Annotated in this window: 17 protein-coding genes and 1 pseudogene; 6 read left to right on the top strand and 12 right to left on the bottom strand. The window is 43.0% G+C overall.

Annotated features, from left to right (window positions below):
• The 4 genes and pseudogenes from BLT41_RS17550 to BLT41_RS06385 form a co-directional block, all read right to left on the bottom strand.
• On the bottom strand, nucleotides 1–747 hold a 747-nt coding region (locus tag BLT41_RS17550; protein WP_211477652.1), incomplete at its 3' end, for an FG-GAP repeat protein.
• Nucleotides 748–860: 113 nt separating this feature from the next.
• Nucleotides 861–1,154: pseudogene (locus tag BLT41_RS17635) on the bottom strand (transposase domain-containing protein); the annotation flags it as partial.
• A 120-nt stretch (nucleotides 1,155–1,274) separates the two neighbouring features.
• On the bottom strand, nucleotides 1,275–1,400 hold the full coding sequence (tnpA, locus tag BLT41_RS17830) for an IS66 family insertion sequence element accessory protein TnpA (protein WP_425283310.1): 126 nt from the start codon (nucleotides 1,398–1,400) through the stop codon (nucleotides 1,275–1,277).
• A 96-nt stretch (nucleotides 1,401–1,496) separates the two neighbouring features.
• Entirely contained in the window at nucleotides 1,497–3,116 is a 1,620-nt protein-coding gene (locus BLT41_RS06385; protein WP_092159448.1) for a BCCT family transporter, read from the bottom strand.
• Nucleotides 3,117–3,595: 479 nt separating this feature from the next.
• On the opposite strand from BLT41_RS06385, the gene proC reads away from it, so the two are divergent.
• The 6 genes from proC (at nucleotide 3,596) to BLT41_RS06355 (ending at nucleotide 12,432) form a co-directional block, all read left to right on the top strand.
• Nucleotides 3,596–4,387, top strand: coding sequence for a pyrroline-5-carboxylate reductase (gene proC / locus BLT41_RS06380; protein ID WP_092159447.1), 792 nt, complete (start codon nucleotides 3,596–3,598; stop codon nucleotides 4,385–4,387).
• 124 nt (nucleotides 4,388–4,511) lie between these two features.
• Nucleotides 4,512–5,174, top strand: a complete 663-nt coding sequence (locus tag BLT41_RS06375) for an HAD family hydrolase (RefSeq protein ID WP_092159446.1) — start codon at nucleotides 4,512–4,514, stop codon at nucleotides 5,172–5,174.
• A gap of 313 nt (nucleotides 5,175–5,487) precedes the next feature.
• Nucleotides 5,488–5,823 (top strand): zinc ribbon domain-containing protein YjdM, encoded by a 336-nt coding sequence (locus BLT41_RS06370; protein ID WP_092159445.1) that lies wholly within the window; start codon nucleotides 5,488–5,490, stop codon nucleotides 5,821–5,823.
• Nucleotides 5,824–6,185: 362 nt separating this feature from the next.
• Nucleotides 6,186–7,745, top strand: a complete 1,560-nt coding sequence (locus tag BLT41_RS06365; RefSeq protein WP_170830328.1) for a sigma-54 interaction domain-containing protein — start codon at nucleotides 6,186–6,188, stop codon at nucleotides 7,743–7,745.
• Between the two features lie 247 nt (nucleotides 7,746–7,992).
• Complete coding sequence (locus BLT41_RS06360) at nucleotides 7,993–10,689, top strand: hypothetical protein (protein ID WP_092159443.1); 2,697 nt, start codon at nucleotides 7,993–7,995, stop codon at nucleotides 10,687–10,689.
• Between the two features lie 81 nt (nucleotides 10,690–10,770).
• The gene (locus BLT41_RS06355; protein WP_244512206.1) at nucleotides 10,771–12,432 is read left to right on the top strand and encodes an aminotransferase class V-fold PLP-dependent enzyme; all 1,662 of its coding nucleotides are present in this window, start codon (nucleotides 10,771–10,773) and stop codon (nucleotides 12,430–12,432) included.
• Between the two features lie 109 nt (nucleotides 12,433–12,541).
• Here BLT41_RS06355 and BLT41_RS06350 read toward each other — a convergent pair whose 3' ends face one another.
• The 8 genes from BLT41_RS06350 to BLT41_RS06315 are packed head-to-tail and all read right to left on the bottom strand — an operon-like array spanning nucleotide 12,542 to nucleotide 25,165.
• On the bottom strand, nucleotides 12,542–15,196 hold the full coding sequence (locus BLT41_RS06350) for a glycosyltransferase family 39 protein (protein ID WP_092159441.1): 2,655 nt from the start codon (nucleotides 15,194–15,196) through the stop codon (nucleotides 12,542–12,544).
• Between the two features lie 9 nt (nucleotides 15,197–15,205).
• Nucleotides 15,206–16,480, bottom strand: coding sequence for an ABC transporter substrate-binding protein (locus BLT41_RS06345; protein WP_092159440.1), 1,275 nt, complete (start codon nucleotides 16,478–16,480; stop codon nucleotides 15,206–15,208).
• Between the two features lie 11 nt (nucleotides 16,481–16,491).
• On the bottom strand, nucleotides 16,492–18,375 hold the full coding sequence (locus tag BLT41_RS06340) for a DUF3131 domain-containing protein (protein ID WP_092159438.1): 1,884 nt from the start codon (nucleotides 18,373–18,375) through the stop codon (nucleotides 16,492–16,494).
• A gap of 1 nt (nucleotide 18,376) precedes the next feature.
• The gene (locus BLT41_RS06335) at nucleotides 18,377–19,789 is read right to left on the bottom strand and encodes a DUF3131 domain-containing protein (protein WP_170830327.1); all 1,413 of its coding nucleotides are present in this window, start codon (nucleotides 19,787–19,789) and stop codon (nucleotides 18,377–18,379) included.
• A gap of 10 nt (nucleotides 19,790–19,799) precedes the next feature.
• Entirely contained in the window at nucleotides 19,800–21,227 is a 1,428-nt protein-coding gene (locus BLT41_RS06330) for a DUF3131 domain-containing protein (RefSeq protein ID WP_092159434.1), read from the bottom strand.
• Nucleotides 21,224–22,750: a DUF3131 domain-containing protein gene (locus BLT41_RS06325; RefSeq protein ID WP_092159426.1), complete on the bottom strand. Its 1,527-nt coding sequence runs from the start codon at nucleotides 22,748–22,750 to the stop codon at nucleotides 21,224–21,226. Before BLT41_RS06325 ends, BLT41_RS06330 begins: the two co-directional genes overlap by 4 nt.
• A gap of 7 nt (nucleotides 22,751–22,757) precedes the next feature.
• Nucleotides 22,758–23,804, bottom strand: a complete 1,047-nt coding sequence (locus BLT41_RS06320; protein WP_092159422.1) for a hypothetical protein — start codon at nucleotides 23,802–23,804, stop codon at nucleotides 22,758–22,760.
• Nucleotides 23,805–23,806: 2 nt separating this feature from the next.
• The gene (locus tag BLT41_RS06315) at nucleotides 23,807–25,165 is read right to left on the bottom strand and encodes a DUF3131 domain-containing protein (protein WP_092159420.1); all 1,359 of its coding nucleotides are present in this window, start codon (nucleotides 25,163–25,165) and stop codon (nucleotides 23,807–23,809) included.
• Nucleotides 25,166–25,172: the final 7 nt, after the last annotated feature.

Raw genomic sequence — 25,172 nt, 5'->3', positions numbered from 1 at the left:
CCCCACTAGAGCGATATCACCGGAAACACTGACCGATTTACCAAAAGAATCATCCGCAGCGGCGTCCGAGGCAGTGAGTTTTTTAACAAAAGTTACAGTAGGGTCAACCGTAAGCGGATAAACCGCCACGCTGTCATTCACCTGCCAGAAAAGCCTGCCACCAGTAACCGACATTGAACAACTGAGATTACGCCCTTTGGCATCCCATGCTTTGATGGTGGAGTAATTCATGGTCTCGGCGCCGGTGAAGGTTATATCCTCACCTTTTTGCTGGGGTGTTAGGTTACCGGAAGTGGCAAAGGCAAACATAAGGTCTCCTTCACCTGCAGGACTCTCCTTAATAACCAGCCCGTGTTCGATATTGCCGCCATGGTTCTCATACCACTCTGTAATACTCCCGCGCAGAAGGGTAAGCTTCCTACCTTTAGAGAAAAGCACTGGGGACTGCACCTTTTTCATGCTGCCTTCACGCCCGATAGAATCAAGGGAAAGGGCAAACCAGTTGCCCCCGTTATCAAAACTTACGCCATGAGCATTAGTGCTTAAATGTAAATCACCATCAAGAGTATGTCCTGTTATCTTCCCGTCCGGCTGCGCCATAAAACAACATAATTCATCTTCCATATGAATCTTTATTTTTGAAACTGCTTCAGTTGGAAGACTGTCCAAGCCCGCAGTGGCACTCCAGCCCATAGCTGGAAGAAAAACAAAACATACAGATGTAAACAGTATAAGCAACCTATGCATAACAACTCCTTCAAAAATTCACACAGAAATTTATTCACAAAATTATAAAAACACGCACCAGTCAGAATGGTTATACTGTAAACGTCAAAATGCCTGCACCTTACACAGATTAATTAAAGTCGATATATTGCGTTGCCTTTTGACATTTCCCATGGAAGCAACGCTTCAAGGTCATGGGCAGAATCTATGAAGGGAAATTTTTCAAATATATAAATCAGATATTCGTGCGGATTGAGACTGTTTGCCTTTGCTGTTTCAATCAGGCTGTATATTGCCGCGCTGGATTTTGCTCCTCTAGGCGAACCTGAGAACAGCCAGTTCTTGCAGCCGACGGCGAATGGGCGGATTGCATTTTCAGCAACATTATTATCGGGCGTGAAATATGGATTATCGAGGTAGGCTTTGACTTGGGTCCATTAGGTAAATCAGTTATTCTCATAATAATAAATTATATATAACTAGCACTAAATGGTCAATTAATTTAAACAATTAAAGCATGTTTTTATAGCTGCCTTAGATCAAGGACATCAAGAATCCAGATGATCCGCGACCATGACCGAAAGCCCGTGCTTCCGGCAATACTCAGCTTGAGAAAGATCACTATTTTCCCATGCAGCGATATGGTTTTTCCAGATACATTTCTTGCTTGTCATATGAGAAAATTAATGGAAGATGCAGGAATTTGGACGGTTATAATAATTCCATAAATTGGGCAACTTTTGGGTTGCCCAATTTATGGAAATTTAGTGTCAGTACGTAAGCTCAGTTCCGTTGGGGATAGAGTCATGCTCTTCTATATCTTCAGTATCTTCAGAGTCCTCTAAGTCTAGCCAGTCAGGTTTATCCAATAAGTGGATACCTTCTTTTACAAGTGAAACACACATGGCAAAAGTAAAAAGCATCATGGGAAACGCAGCAAGAGATATTAACCCGCGGACAGGTTCAATCCCTCCGCATATGCACAAGACATAAGCAATAAGTCCGGTAACAACACCCCATATAATTTTTAATCTTTTGGGTGGTTCTTCACTTGCCCGTACGCCTTTGGTAGATATTATAGCCAAGGTTGCGACCAAAGAGTCTGTCATAGTGGCAAACGAAAATACAATAGTGATTACAAATAGCCCCATTAAAATTTCACTGAATGGGAATTGGGAAAGAAGGATGTATACCATAGATTCCATTCCGAACTGATGTATACCGGCCCAGACGTCGACTAGTCCGGTCCATTGGAAATAGACTGCTGTTCCGCCAAAAGTGGCAATCCAGAAATGACAAAAGATTGTCGGTGGAATAATATTTACCAGAATAAACTGACGGATAGTCCTTCCCTTACCCATGCGAGCCAGAAAATGTCCCAGCAATGGAGCAAAGATGAAAAAGATTTCCATATATGGAACAAGCCATTGCATGGGCCATTTGTCGCTTATCTGCATCGTATTGAGCAAGGTACTGTTGCGGAAAAAATTGCTTGCAAAATATCCGAAGGATTCAACTCCAATTCCCAGAATGAACAGTGTGGGCCCCATAAAAAGGACAAGAGCCATAAATAAGAAAAAAGCTTTTGTAGTTCCTGTGGACAGGATGCGCATCCCTTTCTTTAGACCGGAATAGGACGACAATATATAAATTGGAATGATGATCGCGGCAGCAGCAGCCCAGGTCAAGGGGCCTGGAGTATAACCAAAAATTCTCCCTGTTCCGCTTCCTATCTGCATAAGACCCGCACCCATGCTGGTGGCAATGGCACAACAGAGGGAGAAAAGGCAAAGAGCATGAACCGCTGGAACTAGAATTGGGCGGAATTTTTTAGGGAAAAGGGCGTACATCCCGGCTGCTATTGATAATGGATAGTTACGGTTGAAGCTCACCAGAGCAATCGCTACCCCACATATGGTATAAAAACAGTATTGAGCGATGGTCCAGTGCAAAGTAGTTTGTGCTATGGCAAAGATCCCGGCGTCTTTGGAACCGGGGTCGATGTGCAAACTCAATGGAGGTTGCATCATATGATAGATAGGCTCACCCATGGCCCAAAAAAGGATTCCGATGCCTATACATCCGCAAAGAGATAGAGAAAACCACTGCCAAAAAGTAAACTCGGGTTTGGCATTTCTACCTCCAAGTCTTATATTTCCGATAGGAGAAAAGGCTATCCCGACAGTAAACATGACAATAATAATGGCCAGAGAAACTTCCAGCCATCCGAAAGTTATATGAATCCAGTTCATTGTGGTGCTCAGAATAACCGCGAGACCTTCTTGATATGCCAGTCCTAACGTTATTCCGGCGAGCAAGAGTATAAATCCGGGCCAGAAAGTATAATGATTAAGTTCCCTGTGTTCATCCCTTTTTCTTGCCTCTGACATAATGCCTCTCTCACTGTTTTGTCCGTAGAATTGTGTTTCTAATCATAGTCTTAGATATTACGACACAATTTTGAAGTCGCTATTCATGCGGGGCAACAACTCTGTCGGAGCGTTTTGTGGTATGCTGTACCATTTAGCGGTATGCTAAAAAAACTAACCATTGATGTCAATAAGCGTTTTAATTTTTTTTTGATGTGATTATCTGCAATAATTGAGAAAATCATCTATAGAAATAAATCATCCCTCTGTATGAAAGAGGGATTTAAGTCTTTATTTTAGCTATGATGCATTTGAGATGTACTGGATATTTTAATTCGGTACACAAATCTGTGCTTTAAAAAAATACAAAATTTGTATATAAATTTAGTGGTACGCTATCCCGAATTGTGGGATTGTTTTAAAACCTTTGGAATCAAAGGGTAAAGAGGTTTTGTACGCCGTAATAAAAAAATGACGAAAAACGAAAAAGGAGATTTGAAATGAAAATCGGCTTTATTGGAACAGGTAATATGGGAGGGCCCATTATACGAACTCTTTCAGAAGTGGATGATATTACTATATATGGATTGAATCAGACCAGATCTAAATTGGAAAAACTGGCACAAGAGACCGATCTTATTCCTTGTGAAAACGTACAGGAATTAACTGAAAAAGCGGATTTTATTGTTCTGGCTGTTAAGCCGCAACAGGCTGACGGAATATGGCCTGAAATGATTCCAGCCTTGACGAAAGATAAATGCCTAATATCCATTGCCGCAGGCTTGACTTTGAAGTCACTTAAAAACAGTACTCAAAACATTTGTCCGGTTGTGCGGGCCATGCCTAATACTCCGGTTTTAATTAAAGAGGGCGTAACAGCTATTTGTCTGGATGATGAGACCATTTCAGAGCAGCAAAAAAAGTTTATTCAGGATGTTTTTCAGAATTTAGGAGACGTGCATATCCTGCCTGAAAGTCAGTTTGATGTATTTACCGCACTCATCGGATCAGGCCCGGCTTATATATTCTATCTTATTGAAACCATGATAGAATCTGGGGTTGAGCTGGGGTTGCACCGTGACGTTTCCTCTCGCATGGTCAAAAAACTTTTCAGGGGGGCCAGTCTTATGGCAGAACAGTCAAAAGAACATGTCAGCATGATTAAAGAAATGTCTATTGCTCCCGCAGGGACAACTATTGCCGCTTTGGCTCATTTTGATCGTACTGCCATACGCGGGAATATTATGGATGCAATCCGTATGGCGTATAATCGAAGTATAGAACTTGGTTGATATGCAGCTATTGAGAAGCGATGCATTTGTCTTGAAATAAGTCGAACTTGCCTCCTTCTCTTAATGGGATTACGTAGATAATTCATTTATACTGCTAATTAACTATAATAATATGGTTGGACCAATGAATTATTCACATAATTTTTCTGCTGTTATTTTTGATCTTGACGGCACTCTGCTTTACTCTTTGAACGAAATAGCTGCTGCGGGCAACGGCGCACTTGCCCGGCTAGGACATTCTATTCATCCTGTCGATGCTTATTGTCATTTTGTAGGTGCCGGTGCGAAAAAATTGGCTTGGCGTATTTTGCCAGAGGACAAGCGGACTCAGGAGAATTATGATGCTTTGGTTCCTGTTCTTCTTGAAGAATTTGAGCGGGAGCTGAATACCATTGCGTACCCGTATGCAGGAACTTTGGAAGTGCTTGATGTTCTGTCTTCTGCCGGTAAAAAACTCGCTGTTCTTTCCAATAAGCCGGAGGAGTTCACTAAAGTTGCGGTGGAAAAGTTTCTGCCCGGAGTTGATTTTTTTGCGGTTCATGGAGGGCGGAATGACGTTCCCTTAAAACCTGCTCCGGACTGCGCTTTGAAGATTGCTGAGTCTATGGGGGTCGCGCCTGAACGTACCGTCTTTGTCGGCGATTCGGATGTGGATATAAAGACCGCTATTAATGCAGGTATGATTCCTGTCGGGGCTGCGTGGGGTTTCCGAGGTAGTAAGGAACTGGTTGAAGCCGGGGCCAAGATTGTTTTTGATTCTCCGTCAGATTTGGCAAAGTTGCTTTAAACAGAAAATTTGATGCGGGTTTGGCAAACGGTAGTTGTATAGATTTAGAAAAATGAAAAGGGTAGACGCTGAATTTAAACTTTCAGTCTCTATCCTTTTTTTGTATCAGGGCAATTTTGACTAAGTCTTTCGTGTAGCAATTAAGAAAAGACAATGGTAGCACTACAAATTATCATAAGGTGATATTTTAGCTGTGTGTGACTTTATCCAAGCCTTTATGAAATTGTAAAGTTGGATGAATTAGCTTGTGCTATTTTAATGGATTACTCCCTTTAATAAAAAGGGATAACAAAAAACTAATAGTTGGGAAGTAATGGAAAATTTACCAAATTGTCCGCAGTGTAAGTGCGAGTATGTGTATCATGATGGCAGTATTCTTATTTGCCCAGAATGTGGTTTTGAGTTTCAGGCCGAAGACGTGCAGGAAAAAGTCTATAAAGATGCGAATGGCAATGTCTTGGTTGATGGCGATACTGTTATAGTTATCCAGGATTTAAAAGTGAAAGGCGCGTCTTCTTCCATTAAAAAGGGAACAAAAGTAAAAAATATCAAGTTGATAGAACCCGAAGATGGTGTTCATGATATTTCCTGTAAAGTTCCTGGTTTTGGTTCAATGTATCTTAAAACATCGATAGTTAAGAAAAGTTAGTAGTACCCTAGATATTGAAATCAACCTCTTATGGCTTTTTTAGCTGTAAGAGGTTTTTTTGTGCGTAATGGTATGATTTATCTCCTCCATTGGTCAGATCTCTATAACAAAGCCAAAATTGTGCCACAATGTTAAAGTATATAACTAGCAGTATTCTTATTGTTATTTTGTTTTTGCAGAAGACTGACTTTATGGAGTTTGTGTCGATCTATTAAATATAATAGAGTGGTTCTTATCTTTCATAGAAAGATTGAGATGCTACTGAGGATATTACCGTGCTGCCTAGAGCCATGATTCAGCGATTTGTTGTGTTATGGCGGACAATATATTGGCTTTGTTTAAAAAATAATCAGGGAATATTTATGACAGAATCGCAACAGCAGAAGCTCCAAATATCTGCGATGAATGAGTTAATTAAGAATTCAGACATTCGTCTTGCTTTTCAGAGGTGTCTGATAGTTCTTCGTGAGTTTCTTCCGGTGGATTATATCAGTTTGCATCTTTTTGATGAAGGATTGGGAATTATTGAAACACTTGTTGATGCCACTGTTAATGTGTCGCCTGTCATAAATAATATTTCGGTACTTACCCCTGAAGCAAGGGAGCTTGCGGCCCAGAGCATCAAATATATTGATCCGGGAAAACCGTACGAGATTATTGACCGTCTTGGAGATTCAGTAATGGCGGAGCAGTTAGGTGTTGATTTAGGTACTCCTGATTCGGCTAGTCTCGTATTGGATTTGTGTCAGGATGGGCGTTATCTTGGTTCCGTAGCTTTTACAGGCGCACCGGGAGCCATTTACACGCACGAGCATGGGGCATTTGTAACCACATTACATGATACCATGGCTTGCGTGGTATCCCGTTTTCTCAGTCTTCGGGAATGTAATAGGCTCCGTGACAGTCTTGCCGATAGAGCTAATTTTTTGCAATCTGAGCTTTTGCGCGGAGTGGATGATCAAATAATCGGTGCTGATTTTGGTTTAAAAGATGTAGTTGCTTCCTGTAGACAAGTCGCTCCGACTGATACCCCTGTTTTATTGTTGGGGGAAACAGGAGTGGGCAAGGAAGTTCTTGCTGGAGCTATTCATCGTATCTCCAGCCGCCGTGATGGACCTTTTATTAAAGTAAATTGCGGTGGCATACCTGCGACTTTAATTGAGAGTGCTCTTTTCGGACATGTAAAGGGAGCATTTACCGGAGCCTTAAGTGATAAAAAAGGTTATTTTGAACGCGCTCAAGGTGGAACAATTTTTCTTGATGAAATTGGTGAATTGCCTATGGAAGCCCAGACCAGATTTCTTCATGTTTTGCAGGATAAATCTTTCGAGCGGGTAGGAGGTGGAAAGTTAAGAAAGGCAAACATTCGGGTTCTTGCTGCTACTCATAGAAATTTAGAGAAGCTTATTCAAGAAGGTAAGTTTCGGCGGGATTTGCTCTTCCGGCTTAACATCTTTCCTCTTACTATTCCGCCTTTGCGTCAGCGGAAAGTGGATATTCCACCATTGGCAGCACACTTTATCAGCAAAATTGCCGGAGATATGGGGTTGCCGGAAGTTCCCTTCGCCGCACCCGGAGCGGTAGATCGGTTGCTGGAGTATCAATGGCCGGGTAATGTTCGTGAACTTGCAAATGTGATTGAACGCGAAATTATTATTCGCCGGGACGGACCATTGACTTTTGAAGGTATTAATCCTGATGCGGAGTCACCTTTCTTGAAACATTGTAGACCGGATGAGATGATTCTTGAAAATATTATTGCCAAGCATATTGTGCATGGGTTGCGGATGACGGGTGGAAAAATCGAAGGGAAGGGCGGAACTGCTGAACTGCTTGGGATAAATTCCCGCACTCTGCAAAGTAAAATGAAAAAACTTAATATACCATTCGGTCGCATGGCCGGGGATATTTATTCGGTTTGATTTTGGTTTCAGTAAAATAAAAGAATTAGAGTTGTTACGTGTTAGCTTGGGGCACAGGGGAAAAGAGATTGAGGATTAACTATTAAATAGAATAGTTTTTATATTATATTTAATAGTTGGTGAAGGTGTTATTTGTTATTTATTTTGTAAGGTGTCCATTTAAATGATTAATTTGTTAAATTAATTGTGGTATGACTATTGCTTTTATCTATGCGCTCTATAAACGTGTCTAGATAAGGAATAGTTTATGAAAAAGTTGTATTCTGAAGAATTAAAAATATTGTTGTTCCTGCTTCTGCTCTTCTGTTTGTCTTGTCCCTCCTATGCTTATGCAAGGCCTGCTCCTGCAACTTCTTGGGTTGAAAATAGTCCTGCTTCTCTGAGTTGTGATTTTGTGGATTCTGCAAGCGGTGATAGCGACGGTGTTGTCTTCGTAGGTAACGAAGGTAAAGTCTATTATATGGATTCCACAAGTGCTAAAAGTCTAAGTCCATCCTTATCTACAAAATGTTATCTCACTACTCAAAAAGATTTTACTGCTGTGGCTTATGGTAATGGCAAGTTTATGGCTTTAACTGAAGATGAATGGTTTACAGGAACAGTATCCGGATCAGCTATCAGTTGGAGTAAAGGTGGAACTAATGCGGCTTTGAGTAGCTCCGGGCCGTTTACAGGTGTTGTGCATGTTGCGGGTGATGTTTTTATGGCTGTTACACCAAAAGGTGGGCTGTTCAGACTCGAAGGAAGCAATATCCATGAAGTTGTCGGTGTTTTGCTCCCTGAAATGGGGTCAAGCAGTTTGGTTAAGGGAATTACGCGCTTAAACGATTCTGTATTTATTATCTATGGATATGCAGATTCTGTCGGTGTGAATGCTTTCAGGGTTAAGTTTTTGGGAACAACTTTGACCGCTGCAATAGATCCCGCTGTAAATATGTTTACAGACAGTCAATATAAAATAAAACAGAGCGGTCAACCTGTTGAAATAAATGATTTGGTCATTGTTGATGCCGCAAAATGGTATGTGGCCGGACAGAATGGAGTGTTTGGTTATTGTACAGGTGATTTGTCACTATCCGGGGTAGAATTTGATCTTACTACAGGTTCTGTTTTGTCGACTCCTATTACAAATAATTTTAATGCAGTCGGGATAATGATCCATTCCGGTTCTCAAAAAGGATACGGGGTCACAGAAGGGGGGAGAATTTTTTATACCTCTCTGGATTCCTTGAGTGTCAGAACAACAAGGGAGTATTATCCGGGGCTTAGCAGCGAGGATTATAAGACCGTTTGCATGTTTACCATAGCTGATAGCCAAAACTATGTGCGGGCCTATCTTTCCGGTAACAATGGGCAGTGTTTTTGCAGTCGATTTGGTGGGTCTATCGAACATCGAGGTTCATTCGTTAGTTCTTCCGACTCCTCTATTTTTCAGTCGGATATTAATTCAGTATGCACTGTTTCGGAAAGCAGGGTCGTTGTGGGGGGGAAAGACGGTCTCTTGGCTAGAGGTGATAAAGATTCAGACGGGGTTTTTAATTGGACTAAATGCGGATTTCAAGAACTCGGTACAATGACGGTGCATGAAATTCACAGTTGCGGGAACTTTATTTATGTTGTTTATGCTACAGGAACTAATAAATTCAAGGTAGCCACTCTGGATTTGGATGGAAATTTTCAATCAGTTTCATCCGAATTTAATGCTGAATTCAAAAACAGTCTGGCTGTGAAACCAGACGGCCCTAACAAAGTTTATGTTGGAACAGATTCCGGCATGTATACTTTCATCCCCGATATCGTTTATTCTTATAAAAATTCTAATCCGAATATAAATTATGCAGCCCTTGCTGCAAAGGATGCCTTTGCTCTTTATATGGCTGAGGTTACTGGTGGGGATTCGGTTTTATATAAGTCGACGAATCCAGGGGTTGGTGGTTGGGTTTCTGCTGAGATTAAATCTTTTTCCGGTAAAACCATAGCCTGCTTATTGATGATTGGGGATGATCTTTATATCGGGGGGAAAGATACGGTTGCCGGCAAGGCTTTTTTGGCAAAATACGACGGAACCGCGTTTACTGAATTTTCGGTTGGTCCCGATAATGTTGAGTTGCTTAAGTTGTGGAGTTACGGGAACTATATTTATGCTCTGGGAGATTCCAGTAACGGATATGTATACAATTATAATTTGGAAACAAATGTTTGGACTTCCGAATACGTGAACGTCATTGAGCTGTACGGGCTGAGTGGTTCCGGAATAGGTGGTTTTATAATGGCAGGCGGGGAGAGCGGGCGTGTTTTCCGCACTAAGATCGAGTCCGGTAGTGGCGGCGGGGAAGAAACGTCCACAGAAGTTCTACCGGCGACCGGTGAGGATGCGGATCTTATTGCCTCAAATAATCCGGTAAAAAGGACTTCGGTGGAATTACATAAACAATTTAATACCGCACCCGATTTTGAACCGGTTGGTAATGTGGAGGATTTCACAACCAAGACGACTCTGGCAGCCGCGTCGGTTCATTGTTTCAAATTTAATGTCACCCCTGATACGGATATCTTTATCAATGACTGTCATTTGTACAAGCTTATTTCAGCAACTAGTTCTAGTACAGACTATGTGCGGATTAATATTATTCCTAATATCGCAGACCATGAACATGGCACTTTCTGGGTGACTGATACCAATGGTAATCTTAAGGTTTCAGGTGAACAGTTGAGAGCTAGTATAACCTATACTATTTACTTTGTGATCGAGGATAATGGCAGAGTGTTTGATGCGGACCCCACTCTTGGGTGTATCGCCGATCCAACTATTTTTGGATCTACCGGCTCCGGTTCCGGGGGAGGTTGTGTGCTTAATTCACAGGCGGATGGTTCTATAGAACTGGTTGGATTGGTTATATTGGGCGTGCTGGGCATGTGTCTGCGTATACGAAGGAAGCAATGAAAAGGGTTGTATGTGTATTTGATAAAACTTCAATAACTTACTGCTTAAAATAAAGTTTTGTTATAAAAATTATATATTGATTTGAATTTAGCCTTATTAAAAGGAGATATCACTATGAGTAATTTAACACGACGCAATTTTTTAAAAAGTAGTTTAGGAGCAAGCGGAGCGCTGTTGCTTAGCTCTGCTGCGTTCGCCGGGGAAAAAGAAAAAAAGGGAAAAAATAAAAAATCAGGCAATGATCCGGTCAACGCTTTAGAAGAAATTGATGACCTTATAAATGAGCTGGAAAAAAAGGGTCGTAGGTTCAAAACAGACCAGCTGGATGCGGACAACGACACTGAATGGAATCGACTTGTTGAATATTATTTTGACCGTGATGACTATAGTTGTCTTTCAGTCAATTCAGCAAACCTTTGCCCATCTATGAAGCCGGTCAGCAAAATGGTGGATCTTGTTCAGGATATGTTAAAAAAGGACATTTCCTTTCCCATGAGAGGTGAACTTGCAGAAGCTAGCCTCAGCAGGGGGCTTGATTCCATCAAAAATTGGCTTGGACTCGGAAAACAGGAATATGAAGCTGATTATTTAATGGCTTTGGTTGCAAATTCAACTCAGGGTAATAACTTTATTAATAATGGTTTAATGTCTTCTAAATTTTTTAATCCTGAAAAAGATAACGTAGTTGTCTGGGATGTAAATCATCCAACCAACTATCAAGCGTGGGAATACCGTAAGGCGACTCAAGGCTGGAGTGATGATTCAATTCGGATATTGAGAACAAAAATGTTCAGCAACTCCGTAACACCACAAGAGCTAAAAAACGGAGTATTGCCCTCCGATCCGAAATCCGAAGATGATATCATCAAAGCATTAAAACAGACGGTAGATAAAAATACAAAAATTGTGACTTTATCATGGCAATCCAATGAATGTGGTATGCTTTTGCCTATGGAACGCATCGTTCACGAGCTTAGAGCCATTAATAAGGATATGCATATTCATGCTGACAGTGCGCAGACTTTTGGGGTTTTAGACTTAAAGCTTGGAGATTTAGACGTAGACAGCATAACCGGTAGTTTTCATAAATGGCCCTGCGGTCCTAAAATGGTCGGCCTTCTGTACATGAATAATAAGTCAAATGCCGCTGAGCGGTTCATCCCTAGTGAATGGGGATATGACGAACATATCAAGACTCCCGAGGATTACGGATTTATGGCAAAAGATGGAGTTATTGATCCTAATGCCAAGCGATTTTCCTACTTAGGTCAGCAGAATGATGCGACTCTTGTTGCTACATGGATGACAGCTTTATTTCATACAGGAAAACTGCACCCCAATGTTACCCCTGCTAAAATTGAAAAAAGAATTCATTACTTAGGAACTAAAACCAAAGAAGCTTTGTTTAAAAATCTGCCTAAAATCTATCCGGATTTTAATGAAAAAGAAGCGTACAAATGGATCACCACTCCTACTACTGATGATAATTTGCGTAGCTCCGTTTTTCTATTCAAATGTCCGCAGGGCGTACAGGCTGGAAATGTGATCAAAAATGTTTATGAAAAGCATCAACTGGCCATTGCAAACTTGAAAGTGCTAGGACATGATTTAATCAGAATATCTCCAACATTTTGCAATACCGCTAGTGACATAACTCAAGTAGTAGAAGGTACAATTGATGTTATTTACAATATGCAAAAAGGTAAATTAGCGAATAATACTATTTACCGTTCTTATGCATAAAAATATTAAATAATTAATTTGGGTTGTTATATGAATTTCCTCATAATTTATTTATGGGGAAATTCTTTTTTTCCAACGGCTAAGAACTCCCATAGTTTAGATAATATCTTTATGGATTAATCCTAAGATCCTCAAATTTCCCCATGGCTGGAAGATTTCCACTACCGTCATTTGCAATTGTGAGTGATTCAAAGCCTGACTCTGAATTTGGTGAACAAGCGGAATTGAATGTTTTTCCGTCCAAAGTCAGTGATGTTTCTTTGCTGTTCCATGATATGGAAATTTTGTGAGGTTCGTTTTGTTTCCAGTCAGATATTTTCTGTCCGACTACGCAGGATGGGCTTCCTTTTTCCCACCTGATAAGCTGTAGAAAATCTTTGGGTGTTTTCTCTAAAAACATTGATCCCATATTCCACGCCTTTCCGTAAAAACCTAACAGCATCCTTTGTTTCTCGTCACCCGCAGACCAGTCTGGTGTGAAGGTGAACGACGCACTTCCTTCCATGTTTTTATTATTTGTACTTTTCGGCGTTACGGAGGTGAAGAACTGATCTTGTCCTGAACTGAATCCTTTGCCGATTCCCGTGCTGTTTCTTCTGCCTTGAAGATCAAGGTCATACCAATATGCTGGACGCGCTGAACCGGAAGTGTACAAATTTTGTGCATCTTCAACGGATAGAGGTGTGTCGAATATCATGAGATCGTCATATTCACCGAGAGCGGGGAACTGGTTCTGATGATCGGCACCTAGGTGCAAAGTTTTAAAATCTGATTGGAACGGTAAAGGGAGATCGGCCTTTGCGTAAAGATTGCCATCAACGAAAATAGAAGTAGAAGTCCGATTCCAGTCTAAAGATATGTTGTGCCACTGATTATTGGATAATTGTATGGGCTGGCCTTCCACCATGCCTGTGAATCCATCTTTGAAGAAAAGAGCTCTTAGTGTCTTTTCTGGAGACATTTCTAAAAATACAGACCCTTTGTCCCATTTAGAGCCTTTTGCCATTAATAACATGTGCTTTTTACTATCGTTTTTCCATTGCGGTAGAATTCTGAAGGATATAGCCCCCTCTCCAACTTTTCCGGGAGATTCGAATCTGTAGCGCAACCGCGTGTCAGGTCCGGATTCAATTACAGTGGAATTGTTTTTGTTAGTAACTTTAAAACCTGATTGTTCGATAATCAGACTATCCGGTAATCCTGCTACCAGCTCATTTTTATGTTCAGATGAAGTGTTCTGCTTTCCTCCAATATTTCCTTTTCTGAGGTAATCCTGCATCCTTCCCGCATCATATTTTGTTACGCGGATGGATTGGAAATGAACTAGGATCGGGTTGGTATTGATTCCTTCTTTAAAATCTTTATGTTTTTTTACCAGCCTGCTTTCTGAAAGAAGGGCGGGTACATCTCCTTCGGGATCAGAAAAGAATTCATGAGCTTGAATGAGCCATATGTTATCAAAATTTTTGGTTTCTTCTTTTAAATTTACATGGCTGAAAGCTGGAATTATTTTAGGATCTCCGTCATCTCCGAAGTAGTATACGAACGGTTCATATATCCAAGGAGCGCTGAGGACCAGAGCATCACCGGGCTTGATATTTTCATTGACGAATTGTGCAACTTCTCTCCACTGCTCCTTGTCATATGATGTGTAGTAGAGCCACAGTCCATGCGCTGTCGCTATGAGAAAAAGCGACAGAGCCGCAACTTTGAGAGCTGGTGGAGCTATACGAGTTATGACAAGTCCTACAAACAGGCAGAATCCGGGTAAAAACTGGATAGCATAACGTTCTACATAAATTGGTGAAAGAATAAGAGAAAAGACGAAAGGAGTAACTACCGCGCATAACAACCATAGGCCTAGAAAGAGTCCGGTCATGGAGTTACGTGTCTGGTCCTGTCTGGACGGTGTGATCATGCGTCTGAGTGAAGGAATTGCGGCTGAAATCAGGCAGAGAAATAACGCTATTGCAGCCGCCGCAAGTGGGGCTGAGCCTCCTGCAAGTTGTATCAATGTGCGCCATGCCGTGAAAAAATCTGGTGCGGGAACCCATGAACCGGGGCCTTCTCCTCCGAGTTTGGCTAATACCTGTTTGACTAGAAAGAAGAGCCACGGGCTGAAAATTATGAGTGCCGCAATGTTTACACTTATCCAATTTCCCAGCCTTTTAATTCTTTGTCCGGGCGTAAGAATAAAACCCGTTATAAAATAAAGCTGATGGAACATAATGATGAAGACTGTGAACGTATGGATATAAAGCATCAGGGCAATGCTTGCCGCATAGTATAAGAAATTTTTGCGGTTTGGATTATCAATAAATAGAAGCAGTCCGTGGCAGGATAGTAGAATTGCACTTAGCAGCATGGTGTAGCTGCGGGCTTCCTGCGAAAAGTTTATGCCCATATAAGAAACAGCAAGAAAAAGAGCGCCGAGCAGAGCGGCGTTTCTATTCATAATTTTTTCGCCGACCCGATAAGTCAGGAAGACGGCTATAACTCCGAAAATGGCCGAAGGTAGTCTCAGGGAAATTTCGGATATACCGAATAACTCGGTCCATATGTGCATGATGAAAAGGTAGAGCGGGGGATGAACGTCGCGAGCGCAGTATTCAATGATTTCACCAAAAGATTTTGTTGCATAGGCTACGGTCTGACCTTCATCTATCCAAAGGCTTTCACTGCCTATTGAGTAAATTCGCAAGGCTGTGGCAAGTAGCATTATTGCCCATAACGCAAGATCTATGTGTTTGGCTTTATCATTCATGACAGCTCCTTATTTATTTGAAAGACCGCTCTCAATTTTTATCATTTCTTCAGCTACAGATTCGGGAGTAGTTCCTTTCGCCAATGCATCTTTCAAAAGTTCAAGTGTTGCACTTGCGGTTCCGTACCATCCGGGTGTTGATTGATTTACTTTGACTATTTCCGGAGCCTGTTCACCTTGTTCATACATGGCTTGTGCCGGCTTCGGAGCCATGCCCGGAAGATTTTCTCCATAAACAGCGGCGGATTTGCGGGCAGGAAGTATGTATCTGTTTTTCAGACGGTAGAAATCAGCTCGTTCAGAAGTGAGAAAGTGCAGCAGTTGAAGAGCCTGCTCAGGGTGCTTTGTCTTGTTGTTGATAACATAGCCTCTGGTCCATATATGATTCTGTTTATGATCTGCTTTATTTGCTACAGGCAGGAAGTCTACAAGCACATCTTCAGGCTTTACAGGAAAACCTACTTCGGAGCTTTGGCTTAAAAGGAACCATACGTAGTTGCCGTTTATGGATAACCCGGCGCGTCCTGATCGGAATTCTCCCTCAGCCGTGGGGTGGTCATATTTTTCGTAGTCGGGCTGGTTTTCTTTCACCAGTATTGCAAAGTTTTTGTAAGCGGATCTGTGAGCTGCCAGTCTATTTTCTGATTCCTGTCCATGTAATTCAATTTGAAGCAGGGTGTAGTAAAATTTATATAGATTAAGACCTTTGGAAGGGAAGATGATCCCTTGAATGTTATATTTTTCTTTTATAAATCTTGAAGTGGTTACCAGATCATCAAGTGTGTGCGGCATTCCTGATTCCGGTAGTAGATCTTTGCGTGCATACAGATATTGTACTCCGACGAGAGCGGGAAGTCCGTACAGTTCATCGTTTTGGGAATATCCGGCAATAAGTGGTGTTAAAAAGTCAGACTGATCTCTGATTGGAAGTTCTTTAAACCACGATTCTATCGGAAGAAGCAGCTTTTCATGTGTGAAAGCCGCAACCCAGCTACCGGGCATTTCTATTATGTCGGGCTGTTCAGCTGTAGGATTTCGCAGCGTTTGCAGAGATTGTTCGTGAATTTGCCATTCATCATATTCTGGTATGGTCCGAACTTTAATTTCGGGATGAATAGTCATAAAATCGTTTAAGGTACCAAGTCCCTTGCTGTCTTCAATAAAGACGCGATTAACATCTCCAAAAATCGTAAGCTCTGCCGGATTTTCGGGTGTGGGCGTTTTCGCACAGGCCGCGGCTAGGCTTAAAGCCGTTGCAAGGATTAGAATTTTAATGAATTTCATGGCAATTCTCCCTATTTCCGATTTTTGTTTGACGTAGGCGTAATAGTTCCTGACATTTTCCTGTACATGGCGGCTTCAAGAATTAAAGCGTTGGTTTCGAGTGTCAGGGCTTTGTTTGTACCCTCGGTTTCATATTTTCCTGCATAAAACCCTTTACCTTGCTCTTTTAGCGGGTAGAGGTTTTCGATTAGCATGCGTGTGTAGGCCGTATTGTAAAGAGCGTCCCAGCCGAAAGCCATTGCTGTGGATGACCAGAACAGTTTAATAGGTTTTTCGGAATACGGGCTGATACATTGCCATGTTTTTTCCCCTTTTTCCGCTATGATTGCGCTGGTCGCAAACCATGGAGCACGATCCAGTCTTCCATCGCTTGCACTGGTAATTGTTTTTGTTTTTTTGTAACGAGCTTCCTGCACTTCATAGATACGCCTTATAAGTTTATCCTGTTCGTTATCTGATTTTCCGAATTCCATAAGGGTTAGCACAAAGGGTTTGGAAGAAAGGAGGGCTTTTGCTGATTTATCGAACGGAACCTTTACTCCCAGCATGTTTTTGTAGCCGAGAGTTTTGCGGTAATCACTTGAAGCCCAAGCATTAAAACCCCAAGGTTTTAAGCATTCTGCTGCATAAGAGCCATAACCGAAGCCATTGACTACCGTTAGAATTTCCTTTCCTGCATAAACATTCATGCTGTAGATCAGCCCGTTTGTGACGAGTTTTTCTGTGCGCATCCGTTTGAAAATTTTTTCAACAGTAGATTTAAATTCGGGGTGTAGTGTTGCTGTCTTTTTGAGCCAGAGCAGCAATCTTGCTACATCTGGTCCAACCCATCCTATTCCGGATGACGTCGGTTTTTGGTCTTCACCAACCATTCTTGCCGACTCGGCAAAGTACAGTTTGTTAGGCAGTTCGTTGTTATACAGATCCATGGATGACAGCGTTTGCATCATTAAACCTGCCCGCTGTTTAAATTCATCACCATTTATAAGTTCTAATTCATAAGCGGCGTTAAGTGCGGCAAGTGATGAGCCAATTTCCCAAACCGTAGTAATGGAGTAGAGGTCCAGACCGTTGTAAAGTCCTGTAGACGGCTGGTAATTCCGCTGGAAATAACTCCATGCCAGACGGGCTGCGTCCCGGTAAGTTTCACTTAATGCAGGTTTCGAGCTAGTTGAATCCTTGGCTGCGGCGATTGTTGCTGCTGCCGCGGCTGAGCTGTGATTTCTGGGCACTTCTGTCGTTTTCACAATTGGAGGAGTGCTTGTGCCGGAAATATTTGGACCCCATACTCCTTCAGAATAAGGAATAACTGTAATAGCCCCTTGTCCTGCATCTCCCATGTTGTTCCATATTTGATCGGCTGTTTTTTCTCTGCGTAGTCCGGTGGAGGGTCTAATGTAGTTTTTTAGACCGAATAATTCCCATGCGGTCGCCATTCTTCCTGCTTCCGGTGGAAGACTGACTGCGGGGCCTGCAAATCCGGGTGCTTGTCCCGCTCCCACTGCAGCAGGTCCGGCGGCTCCGAGCCTAGCCATTTCAAGTTGTTGATCTAGATTTTTGCGGACTTCATTCCACGACATTCCGGCTCTTGCAAAGCGTGCTGTGGCCATTCCCCAAGATTCGTAGGCTCTTGCGTTTCCGGCGTTTTCAGCTGCTCGGCTGGCCATAACAAAGACTATTCCGCTGACTTCCGGAGAGAGTCCTCTCATATTTTCAGCTAGATCCTGCAAAATCATGGCGGATGGTTCAAACTTTCCATTTTTATAGAGGGCAACCGCTTCAGCAAATGTCGGGCTGGAAACTAGCTGGCCCAGTCCGTCGAAAGCAGCCATAGCTGAAATTGCACTCATCAAACATATCGCAAAGGTTACTGTCAGAATGCGGAAGATTTTCATGTTATAAATCCTCCCTTTCTCTGCCCGGAAGACAGCGTGGATAATCACTCATAGGTAATTCCTTGCGGATATAGAAATCTATGAAACTTGGTTCCTTAGCGACTTTAACGAGTGGGCCTGTAAGTCTGTGGAGCAAAGATTCCAGCACCATGGCATTTGTTTCAAGTACAATGACCCGATTTATTCTCCAATTTTTTTCATATCGTCCTTCAAGCCATCCGCGTCCTTCTTCAAAGAAACAACAGGCCGCGGCCGCCATTATGAAGCGGGTATAATCGGTATCCCACAATGACCACATTCCGAAAATCGCGCGGGTTGAAAAAACAGCCAGATCATAATGTATTTCTCCCGATCGTGAAATTGTAGGCCAGAGCTTTCCTTCTGCTGTAATTGTCCCGATTATTGCGTAGGGAGGTTTGTCTACACCGTTTTCACTTCTGGCTGTCATGATGCCTTCGCGGCGATAACGTTCTTCTTGAATATTATAAACGTTTTGGGCCATTTTTGACCGCTCAAGCGCATCATCCCCGGAGGGGTGACTTTCTGGTATACCCGTATCCGAAAAACCGAACTCCATACCTTCAAGTAAAAAAGGTGTGGATGTTAGATAAACGGGGACTCCCGTGGATATCGAATCCCGTGGGTCATAGGGGATTTTATAACCGTATATTTCTATGTAGCGCAGGGGAGAGGGAACGGAGGAACGGATGTTCAGCCCCCACAGTTCGTACCCTCTGGCGGCGTAAGCTTCCCAGCCAAGCCTTCCTTCATATATAAATTCTGTTTTTCCGTTTACAGTTCGTCCGCTTCGAAGCGTGTCATCACTTGATATGGCAAGGCAGAAATTCCAACGCAGCACCGCGCGGTCTACGCCTTCTGCAAAAAGCGGATAATTTGATTTTAAAACTTTAAGCCAAGTCAGCAGTCTTCCTATATCCATTGCTGAAAATCCGGCAGATCCGGGTTTCATGTCAAATCCGACCATGCGCCCTGTGTTCGTGTTGTAAATCAGGTTGGGTAACTGCCCCGCATAAAGTTCCATCGCATTAAGCCATTCAATGAGTTTACCGACCCGTTGGCAGAATGATCTTTCATCCAGAATATTCATATGGTGCGCGGCCATTAGTGCGGAAAGATAGGCCGCAATTTCTCCCACGGAAGTGTAAGGATAGTTTTCAGCCGCGTTCACCAGTCCGGTGCCTGAGTTGTAATTTTTTTCAAAATATGTCCACGCCACTTCCGCGAAAAGCTGTCCTCTGTCGGACAATATATTGCACTGTGTAAGAACAATTTCATTTTCATCATATGGTGAAGAAAATCCGCATTTTACAGTTTCATAAATAGCACCGCACCCTGCAACCATGGGAAGCAGGAATAGTGTAATTAGAAAAATTGCGGCCTTGCGACGAATCATGAAAACTCCATCAGGGGTCATATTTGTGTATGGTTATGTACGGTTGATATTTCCAAGGAGGTAGCGCCTTAGAAGGCAGAGAATTGCTTTCAAAGAATTTATCCCAGTAGCTTTTGCTGTCACTGTATTTCAGCAGTTTACCCTGAGTTTTGTAGAGCAGAATTTCTAAAATAACTCCGTTACCGTTCAGAGTTATGGCTTGGTTCAGCTTCCCGGTTTTTTCGTAACGGCCCACATAGAAACCTTTGCCCGGTTCGTACATGGTGGAAGCTACCTCCGCCAGAAGGTCAGTGTAATCGGATTTGAACAGAACCCAGAGCCCTAGCGCCGCTTTGGTGTTCAGGCTGGACAGTTCCGGCATAGCTGTTCCCTCGTGGCTTAATGTTGCCCAGGGGATTCCGTGTCCGAGGATGGTGTCGTAGATAAAGTAGGGTGCTTGGTCCACAGCGTCTTCGGTTTTTGCGGTAAGTATTCCGGTATTCAAAAAGCGTGATTCTTGAGCTTTGTAAACATCCCATGCAAATTTGGCCTGCATCGGGTCACTGTGGCGGTTCACATTGTCATTGTGGTCACCGGGTAGATCCCAGTTGTGTTCTATTCCGTCGAGAACGTAATTTTCGGTAACTACGAAGTTCGGTGCATGTTCATTCTCAGGATCGCGCGCATCAAAAGGAACGGCAACTCCAAAAATTGTAATGGTAGAGTAAGGATCAATTTTGGAAGCAGTCGTTGTGTCTGCTCCCCATAGTCCGAACCCTCTAGCCGCATATTCTTCGTATCCGAGCCTTCCTTCAGCGTAGTGGATCAGGTTATTTTCGTCGCGTTGGTAATAACTCGCGCCGAACATAATACCTTGCCGATCCATAAGCTTGGACCAGTTCCAGCGCATGACGGATTTATCAATCTGTTCTGCATATTCCGGGTAGCGTTCTTTTAATATTTTCAGCCAAGTCAGAAGTCTGCCAAGGTCGAGTGCAGACCAGCCAAGCGCGCCGGGCTGATTGGACCAGTCCACCATTGCTCCGTTGTCCGCACTGTAAAATTGATTAGGCAGGTCGCCTCTGAAAAGTTCCATGATGTTCAGCCATGCAACAATTTTTCTAATGCGCGAATCAAACTCTTTGCTATCAATAATTCCAAGCTCTTTGGCCGCAACAACCGCGGCTATATGTGCTGAAAGATCCCACATGGTGAACGGCGAATAATTGGGCTGTGCCCCAGCAAGTCCGGTCTGCTGGTTAACGTTGTTTTTGAAGTAATCCCATGCGGTTTCCGCCCACTTTTGTTCTTGCGGCGTGAGTGGGCCTTGTCTTGGAATCTGTCTGGTTGCAGGGGAGAATCCCGCTTCCGTGGTTTCTGGAAATGATATTGCAAATCCAGAAGTTACGAGAGCAAGCAGCACAAGAATTGAAATGTATTTTTTAAATATTATTCTCATGGCATCGGTTCCGCTTTTGTCATAGGCAGCAGTGGTTGAAAATCATTTTGAAATCTGGACGGAGGTAATCCTTTTGGTTCAAAAGATTTATTTTCAAGCGTAATTTCCCAATATCCCGGCATGACTGAGTCTCTATAAAGGATTCCGGAATGGACAAAAGTCAGAGCTTCCAGAATGGCGGCATTGTCATTTAATGAAATGGACTTGTTCGCGATTCCTCCGTCTTCGTAGTAACCGGCGTACCATCCTCCGTAACTGTCATACATATCTGAAACCGCGTTCATTAGCAGATCGGTGTAAGGATCATTGAACATGGCCCAGAGAAGAAATGTGGCTCCGGTGGAAACGCATGATTGTTCAGCTTGTCTGGTTCCGGATTTATCTATAGTCGCGAAAGGTTCACCAAGGGCAAAAACTGAGTCTATTACATAGTAAGGAGGGCGGTCGAGATTGTGCTCTGTTCGTGCTGTCAGTTTTCCTTCAACTGTGTAGCGGGATCGTTGAACCTCAAAAGCGGCAGAGGTCAGTTGTCTGGACGCAGAATCTTCCGGCCAGCTGTCTATTTTTGTTTCGTAGAGGGGGGTTGCCCAGCCCAGTTCCATTCCTCCCAGTGAACTCATGCCTGTGATAACCGGACCGATCTGAAAAGGTTCACCTTGCGGACGTGAAAGTCCGGCTTCTTTGATAGGACGGTTGTCGAATGGAAGTAGAAATTTATTTATTGTCACCATTGAATAATGGTCAATGCGCAGGGATGCTTTTACATCAAATCCCCAGAGTGCGAATCCTTTAGCTGCGTATTGCAGCAGGCCGAGGCTGCCTTGTCGATAGGACTTAAGTTTCCCTGAATTATCTTTATATGCACCGTAAAGGAGTCCCTCGGCATCAAGCAATTTTCGGAAATTCCACCTTAAAACCGCTCTGTCTATAGCCGCAGAGTGGGTGGGGAATTCGTTGCGTACAATGCGCAGCCAGATAAGCATTCTACCTATGTCTATGGCAGAATGACCTTCCTCTCCCTGTTGTCCGTCGCCTCGGATCATTTGTCCGGTTCGCGCACTGTAAAAAGTGTTGGGTGTTCCAAATGAGTTCAGTTCCATGGAATTAAGCCACGTAACCAACTTTGTCATACGTGAATGGAAAGTAATGCTGTCTATTATTTCTAATCTTTTAGCACATGTAAGTGCCGCGAGGTATCCTGCGATGTTATGTATGGTTAGAGTGTCACTGCCGACAGCTCCTTGCGGCAGACCTGTTTCGGGAAACACCGTGCGGTCAAAATAAGCCCATGCCTGTTTTGCATTGTGTAAATCCTTTTCGGATAAGACAGGTGGTGATTCCTGTTCCCAAAAATTACTCGTAGTGGCTGTATGTCTGGGAAAAGGTTCAGCGGAAATTCTTTTGAACGTGAAAATATCATCACTTACTGAATGTGAGTGCAGCTTACACCCGCACAGGATAAGCAATCCTGCAATGAGTGCAGCGGTTGGGAAGAATTTGATAAGACCTGTTTTCTGTTTCATTTAATTCTCACCATTCCATATAACGTGGGCCCCATGGCGGGCGGGATTTGCTTGGCTTTGGTTCTGTTCTGCTCGGTCTACCTGCGAAAAAATTCCAGATGGCTTCAAGATCCAGATTGTAACCTAAAAAGACACTGCCATCCATGAAGTCTCCTTTTTTGCCACTGTTTCCCCATGGGAAACCATTAGGGGCATAACTGCTGAAAGCTAGAATAAATCCCCCGGGTGACCAGTCATAGTAACCGAAGCCGTAGGTAAAATCAGGATCGCCGGATGTTGTCTGCGATGAATCCGGGTAAAGATTGCCCTGTGCCCAGAGACTTATGTTATTCCATATTGGAACTGAAACCCCTAAGCCGAACCATTGTTTCCACCATCTACCGGGCTGATATTCAGGAGTCAGGTTATATGACGCCCAGCCCAGAATTCGAGCCTCGTCATCAGGGTGCAGGAATCTTACGATGGTTTCCGGTACTTCAAACCTGTAAGTTGTCGTTATGGTCCCCTGATTTAAGTCTGTAAATTCCTCACCCACTTTCGGAGAAAGCCTGTTTCCTCCGTAGTTTGAGTATTCAATGCTAAGTGTATCCGGTGCATAATTTGCTACCCCGAAACTGTAGCTGAAATCGGGTTCATATCCTTGCTGATAGGTTGAATCTGCATATTGATAGAAAGTCACTCTGCCATAATAAGGTGAAAGCCCGTTGAATCCGATTGTCTCTGTAAAAGTTTGTTTCACTATTTCTTTCGGGGAATTCCCGTCACTGTTTGCTTGCTCCATACTTGTTACTGCTGTTGTGTACCCCACGTTTATGGACATCTCTCTTGCCATAACTTCACCGAAAGATTGTTTGCCGTTAAAACGTTCAGTATCAATTTTAAATGACCTCTCCAGCATATCCAGAAAACTCCAACCCTTATCTTTTTGACCAAGTGTCTTCATTCCCGGGCTGGGAATGTTTTTTATATACAAAGGTTTATCTTCTCCGCAGCAGAGGGTGCTCGAAAAAAGCATCAGAAAAACTGCAAGTACTAGTTCTCTGCCAAGGGACATGATTAATCCTTGTTCCCCCGGCCTTGAATTCGGAGGAAAGGTCCGAATTTCCTATAGCACAGGGCTTCGAGAATGATTCCGTTGGTGTTACAGGTTGTGACGGAATTTGTCCGTCCATCGCTTTCATATGTTCCGGCATAGAATCCGTTTTTTTCTGTGGTTAGTTGCATAGCCTTATCAAGGAGCATTTCCGTGTATTCTGTATCATAAAGACTGTTCCATCCGAAAATAGCCTTGGTACTGAGTGTCCGCCATGCCGAGGATTCAAGCCCCTCAGAAGTTAGACAAGCCCACTTTTTACCTTCTCCGAATACTGTGTTGTAGACAAAGAAAGGGTCTTCATTCAGGGCCGTTTCGGTAACAGCGGTTATGATTCCTGTATTCTCCCAGCGGTTTTGCTGAGCAAGGTAAATGCGGTAAGAAAACTCATTTGAGAAATAGTCCCATCCGAATTCCAGACCGTCCAGAATGTAAGGTTCACTCAGAGCATAAGTGTGTGCCCCGAAGCGTGAGGAGCTGCGGGTATCCACAGGAACTTCAACGTCTTCAATTTCTACAAATCCGGTATAATCTAAGTAGCTGTAAGCTTCGCTTATATCGAAGCCCAGCAAGGCGAATGATTTGGATACATATTCTTCATACCCTAACCGTCCTTCCTGATTGAGTTGCTCTATACCGTTTTTGTATGTGACTCCGTAAAGTTGTCCGTTTATAAACATGCGGCTGAAATTCCAACGAGAAATTATGTCTCTAACTTTCGGCGTGTATTGGTTGTATTCGTATATAATCACGTTGAAAGGAACGAATAACCTTCCTATGTCTATAGCACTCCAGCCTGTGCCAGTTTCGGAGGGCTGGTTCTGATAGTCAGTCATGGAAAGGGTTTTTGTGTCATAAGCTTTGTTAGGCAGTTCTCCATTATACAGAGGTATTGTGGCTAATGAATCCAGAGCCTTTGCCATACGGCTATGAAAATTTTCATCACTGATAATTTCAAGTTTATGTGCTGAAATAAGACCAAGCAGGTATGAGGATGTGTCCCATAGTGTCGTGAAATGGAATCCGGTAACTGAATCTGGCAAGCCTGTTTCAGAATTCCAGTTGTTCTCAAAATAGTTCCACGCAGTTCGGGCCATTTTAAGTTCATCAGCAGTTAGTTCACGGTGCTTGGCAAAAGGTATATCCGCAGTGAACGAGACAGTTGGAACAGCTTTTCCAGAAGAATCTGTTTCCGTGACAAATCGTTCCGGTTGCATGTGGCTGAGGTCCGTCAGGAGAAATATGATTATTCCTGTGGTGATCAGTCCCAGTATTACGGCTATTTGACTTCGCATTTCCAGCAGAGCTTCCTTGAAACGCATATACATC

The organism is Maridesulfovibrio ferrireducens (assembly GCF_900101105.1).
GTDB lineage: Bacteria > Desulfobacterota > Desulfovibrionia > Desulfovibrionales > Desulfovibrionaceae > Maridesulfovibrio > Maridesulfovibrio ferrireducens.
Note: the sequence above shows the minus strand (reverse complement) of the source record. Positions and strands in the feature narration are given on the sequence as shown.

Bases quoted from the DNA above. Each gene is read 5' to 3' on its own strand.
- tnpA (WP_425283310.1), bottom strand. From the start codon at position 1,400: ATGACAAGCAAGAAATGTATCTGGAAAAACCATATCGCTGCATGGGAA.
- BLT41_RS06385 (WP_092159448.1), bottom strand. From the start codon at position 3,116: ATGTCAGAGGCAAGAAAAAGGGATGAACACAGGGAACTTAATCATTAT.
- proC (WP_092159447.1), top strand. From the start codon at position 3,596: ATGAAAATCGGCTTTATTGGAACAGGTAATATGGGAGGGCCCATTATA.
- BLT41_RS06375 (WP_092159446.1), top strand. From the start codon at position 4,512: ATGAATTATTCACATAATTTTTCTGCTGTTATTTTTGATCTTGACGGC.
- BLT41_RS06370 (WP_092159445.1), top strand. From the start codon at position 5,488: ATGGAAAATTTACCAAATTGTCCGCAGTGTAAGTGCGAGTATGTGTAT.
- BLT41_RS06365 (WP_170830328.1), top strand. From the start codon at position 6,186: ATGACAGAATCGCAACAGCAGAAGCTCCAAATATCTGCGATGAATGAG.
- BLT41_RS06360 (WP_092159443.1), top strand. From the start codon at position 7,993: ATGAAAAAGTTGTATTCTGAAGAATTAAAAATATTGTTGTTCCTGCTT.
- BLT41_RS06350 (WP_092159441.1), bottom strand. From the start codon at position 15,196: ATGAATGATAAAGCCAAACACATAGATCTTGCGTTATGGGCAATAATG.
- BLT41_RS06345 (WP_092159440.1), bottom strand. From the start codon at position 16,480: ATGAAATTCATTAAAATTCTAATCCTTGCAACGGCTTTAAGCCTAGCC.
- BLT41_RS06340 (WP_092159438.1), bottom strand. From the start codon at position 18,375: ATGAAAATCTTCCGCATTCTGACAGTAACCTTTGCGATATGTTTGATG.
- BLT41_RS06335 (WP_170830327.1), bottom strand. From the start codon at position 19,789: ATGATTCGTCGCAAGGCCGCAATTTTTCTAATTACACTATTCCTGCTT.
- BLT41_RS06330 (WP_092159434.1), bottom strand. From the start codon at position 21,227: ATGAGAATAATATTTAAAAAATACATTTCAATTCTTGTGCTGCTTGCT.
- BLT41_RS06325 (WP_092159426.1), bottom strand. From the start codon at position 22,750: ATGAAACAGAAAACAGGTCTTATCAAATTCTTCCCAACCGCTGCACTC.
- BLT41_RS06320 (WP_092159422.1), bottom strand. From the start codon at position 23,804: ATGTCCCTTGGCAGAGAACTAGTACTTGCAGTTTTTCTGATGCTTTTT.
- BLT41_RS06315 (WP_092159420.1), bottom strand. From the start codon at position 25,165: ATGCGTTTCAAGGAAGCTCTGCTGGAAATGCGAAGTCAAATAGCCGTA.